We start from the raw sequence: 4,641 nt of genomic DNA, 5'->3' as shown, positions 1-4,641 counted from the left end.
TGCTGGCCGATCTGGCGCCGATCGCGCCGCGGTCCGCGGAGATCCCGGTCTACTCCTCGGTGACCGGTGAGGTGATGGACACCGCGCAGTGGGACGCCGGGTACTGGTACCGGAACCTGCGGAGCACCGTGCGGTTCGAGGACGCGCTCACGGCCGCCCTCGACTCGGGACCGGACGTGGTGGTCGAGGTCAGCCCGCACCCGGTGCTGGCGCCCGCCGTCCAGGACCTTGTCGATGGTCGCGAATCCGCCGTCGTGATGGGCACCCTGCGCCGCGGTGAAGGTGGCTTCCCCCGGATGGCGCTGGCGCTCGCGCAGGCGTACGCGTACGGCGTCCCCGTGGACTGGGTGACGGTGTTCGACGGTTGCGACGCCAAGCGCGTCGCGTTGCCGACGTACGCGTTCCAGCACGAACGCTTCTGGCCGGAACCGGCCACCGCGGCTGCCGACGTGACCGCGGCCGGTCTGAGCTCCGCGCAGCATCCGTTGCTGGGCGCGACGGTGCCGCTGCCGCAGACGGACGGCGTGCTGTTCACCAGCCGGCTGGCCCTGCGCACCCACCCCTGGCTCGCCGACTACACCGTGCGCGGCGTCCCGGTGCTGCCCGGGACCGCGTACGTCGAGATGGCTGTCCGCGCGGCCGACAGCGTGGGCTGCGACCGGCTGGAGGAACTGGTCCTGGAGGCACCGCTGGTGCTGCCCGCCCAGGGTGGCGTGCAGTTGCAGGTCGTGGTCGGCGACGCCGATCCCGGGACACGCAGGCGGCACGTGGCCGTGTACGCGCGCCCCGACGGGCAGGAGGAGTGGGTCCGGCACGCCACCGGCCAGCTGAGCGACGGTGGCCGGGTTCTCGCCGGGACGACGTTCGACCCGGTCACCCAGGCATGGCCGCCGCTCGAGGCGACAGCGCTCGACACCGCGGGCTTCTACGAGCAGCTCGGTGACGACGGGTTCGCCTACGGCCCGGTGTTCCAGGGGCTGACCCGGGCGTGGCGGGACGGCGACCGGATCCTCGCCGAGATCGAGCTGCCCGAGGCCGGCCGTGGCCTTGCGCCGTCGTTCGGCATCCACCCCGCGTTGCTGGACGCCGCGCTGCAGACATCGGCGTTCGCCGGGATGGACGGGCTCCAGTTCAGCTTCACCGACGTGGTGCTACAGGCGTCCGGTGCGTCCCGGGTGCGGGTCGCGCTCACCCGCGTCGGCCCGGACGCGGCCGCCCTCGTGGTCGCGGACTCCACCGGACTTCCCGTGCTGTCGATCGGCTCCCTGATCATGCGGCAGCTGACGGCCGGCGGTTTGAGCGCGGCCACCGGCGACGGCGCGATGCTCGAACTGCGGTGGAGTGCCGTGCCCGCGACCTCCGCGATCCCGGTGGAGCGGTGGCGTCTCGCCATGCCGGATGATGCGGTGCTCCCGGCACTCGACGGTGAGCCGACGCCCGCCGCGGTGGTGCTGCCGGTGTCCGCAGGCCCGGGCACGGTGCCGGACTCCGCGCACGAGGTCGCGGGCCGGGTGCTGAGCCGGCTACAGGACTGGCTGGCCGACGGGCGCTCCGCGGATGTTCCGTTGGTCGTGGTGACGACCGGGGCCGTGAGCACCGGCCAGGACGGACCGGTGGCCGATCCGGCGGCCGCCGCGGTGCACGGTCTGGTGCGCTCGGCGCAGGCCGAGTACCCGGGCCGGATCGTCCTGCTCGACACCGACACCGACACCGACACCGGACTGGACGCCGCCGGACTGGGCCTGGTGCTGGCCACCGGCGAGCCGTACCTCGCCCTGCGCGCCGGGCAGCTCCACGCCGCCCGGCTGACCCGCGTCAGCGGCACCGCCGCAGCAGCGCCGACGCTGGATCCCGCGGGGACGGTCGTGATCACCGGCGGCACCGGCCGCCGCGGTGGCGTGCTCGCCCGGCACCTCGTCGCCGGGTACGGGGTCCGGCACCTGCTGCTGGTCAGCCGCCGCGGCCCTGCCGCGCCCGAGGCCGAGGCAATGGTCGCGGATCTGGCGGAGCGCGGCGCCACCGTGTCGGTCGTGGCGTGCGACGTGACCGACCGGGCGGCGCTGGCCGACGTGCTCGCGTCCGTGGCCGCGGAGCACCCGGTGACCGGGGTCGTGCACGCCGCGGACGCGGGCGACGACTTCGCGGTGGAGACGCTGTCCCGGGAGGAGCTCGACGGGGCGCTGGCGCCGCGGGTCGAGGGCGCCTGGAATCTGCACGAGCTGACCTGCGACCTCGATCTCGCGTTCTTCGTGCTGTTCTCGTCGCTCGACGGCGTCACCGGGACCGCGTTCGCCGACTCGCTGGCGCGGCGCCGCCGCCGCGACGGACTCCCCGGTCTGTCGCTGGCCTGGGGATCCTGGGATGGCGAGCGCGGGTTGTCGGCGGAGCAGGGCATGGACCTGTTCGACCGGGCGCTGCGCTCACAGGACCCGGCGCTCGTGCTGACCAGGCTGAACCTGCCGGCGCTGCGGGCCCAGGCCGAGGTGCCCGCGGTGTGGCGCTCGCTCGCCGGCACCACGGTCCGGCGCGCGGCCGACAACTCGCGCGGCGGCGGGGAAGGACTGTCGCGGCGGCTCGCCGGACTGTCCGCCGCGGAACGTGACCGCCTGCTGGTGGAGCTGGTGCGCGAGTCGGCCGCCGCGGTGCTCGGCTACCCGTCAGGTGCGCAGATCGGCACGGACCAGCCGTTCCGCGAGCTGGGTTTCGACTCCGTGACGGCGGTCGACCTGCGCAATTCGTTGCAGGCCGGCGCCGGCGCCACCCTGCCGGCGACCCTGGTGTTCGACTACCCGACCGTCACCCGCCTCGCCGCCCACCTGGCCGAGGAGTTCGGGGACACGGCTCCCGCCCCGGCGGCCGACGTCGTGACGCGGCCTGTGGCGGCGGCCCCGGTGGCCGACGATCCGGTCGTGCTGGTGGGCATGGCCTGCCGATACCCCGGCGGAGTGTCCGATCCGGACGGTCTTTGGCGGCTCGTGGCCGGCGGGACCGACGGCATCACCGCCTTCCCCGCCGATCGCGGCTGGGACCTGGAGACACTGCGGGGCACCGAAGGGCCCGGCTCCGGGACCTCGGCCACCGGCCGCGGTGGTTTCCTCGACGGGGCCGGTGAGTTCGACGCGGCGTTCTTCCGGATCTCGCCGCGTGAGGCGCTGGCCACCGACCCGCAGCAGCGGCTGCTGCTGGAAGTGTCGTGGGAAGCCCTGGAGCAGGCGGGAATCGATCCGACCTCGCTGGCGGGCAGCTCGACCGGGGTGTTCGCGGGCGTCTACTCCTCGAACTACGCCAACCTCGTCGCCCGCGGTGGCGAGCATTTGCAGGGGCACCAGATCACGGGCGGGGCGGCCAGTGTGATCTCCGGCCGGGTGTCGTACACGCTGGGGCTGGAGGGGCCTGCGGTGAGTGTGGACACGGCGTGTTCGTCGTCGCTGGTGGCGATGCACCTGGCGGCGCAGGCACTGCGCGCCGGCGAGTGCTCGCTGGCGCTGGCCGGCGGTGTCACGGTGATGGCCACTGCTGACGCGTTCGTCTGGTTCACCGCGCAGGGCGGACTGTCGCAGGACGGCCGGTGCCGGTCCTTCGCCGACTCGGCCGACGGGACCGGGTGGTCCGAAGGCGTGGGCGTGGTGGTGCTGGAGCGGATGTCGGACGCGCGCCGCAACGGCCATGAGGTGCTCGCGGTGCTGCGGTCCAGCGCGGTGAACCAGGACGGCGCCTCCAACGGCCTGACGGCGCCCAACGGTCCCTCGCAGCAGCGGGTGATCCGGCAGGCCCTCGCCGCGGCAGGGCTGTCCGCTTCGGACGTCGACGCGGTCGAGGCGCACGGCACCGGTACGAAGCTCGGCGATCCGATCGAGGCGCAGGCGTTGCTGGCGACCTACGGCCGGGACCGCGTGGACGGGCAACCGCTGTGGCTGGGCTCGTTGAAGTCGAACATCGGGCACCCCCAGGCCGCGGCCGGCGTGGGTGGTGTGATCAAGATGGTGCTCGCGTTGCGCCACGGAATCCTGCCCAAGACCCTGCACGTGGACGAGCCTTCGACGCAGATCGACTGGACGCAGGGCGACGTACGGCTGCTGACCGAGTCGATCCCGTGGCCGGAGACCGGCCGCCCGCGCCGGGCCGGGGTGTCGTCGTTCGGCGTCAGCGGCACGAACGCCCACGTCATCCTTGAGGCGGCGGCCGACGACGAACGCCGTGGTGCCCCGGAGNGCCGGGCCGGGGTGTCGTCGTTCGGCGTCAGCGGCACGAACGCCCACGTCATCCTTGAGGCGGCGGCCGACGACGAACGCCGTGGTGCCCCGGAGACTCCCGCCGTGCTCACGGCCGCGGCGCCGTGGGCGCTGTCGGGCCGGACGGAGGAGGCCCTGCGGGCGCAGGCCGCGCGGCTGCTGGACCTCGTGGAGGCGGACCCGGCACTGCGACCTGCCGACATCGGATGGTCGCTGTCCGGTTCCCGCACGGTGTTTGACCACCGCGCGGTAGTGCCGGGAACGGATCGGGACGAGCTGGTCACCGGGTTGCGTGCGCTCGCGGCCGGTGAGCCCGGCGCCGGGACCGTCTCGGGCGCCGCGGTGGCCGACGCGCGGCTGGGCGTGTTGTTCACGGGGCAGGGTGCGCAGCGGGTGGGGATGGCGCGTG

1 protein-coding gene is annotated in these 4,641 nt (G+C 74.2%); it reads left to right on the top strand.

All coding sequences use genetic code 11. The features are described from left to right. Positions 1 to 59: 59 nt before the first annotated feature. Positions 60 to 4,641: type I polyketide synthase (locus V7E46_RS32705; protein ID WP_443054421.1), on the top strand; the 4,582-nt coding region annotated here is incomplete at its 3' end.

It is taken from the genome of Streptomyces sp. IBSBF 2435, from assembly GCF_036815005.1.
Taxonomy (GTDB): domain Bacteria; phylum Actinomycetota; class Actinomycetes; order Streptomycetales; family Streptomycetaceae; genus Actinacidiphila.
Note: the sequence above shows the minus strand (reverse complement) of the source record. Positions and strands in the feature narration are given on the sequence as shown.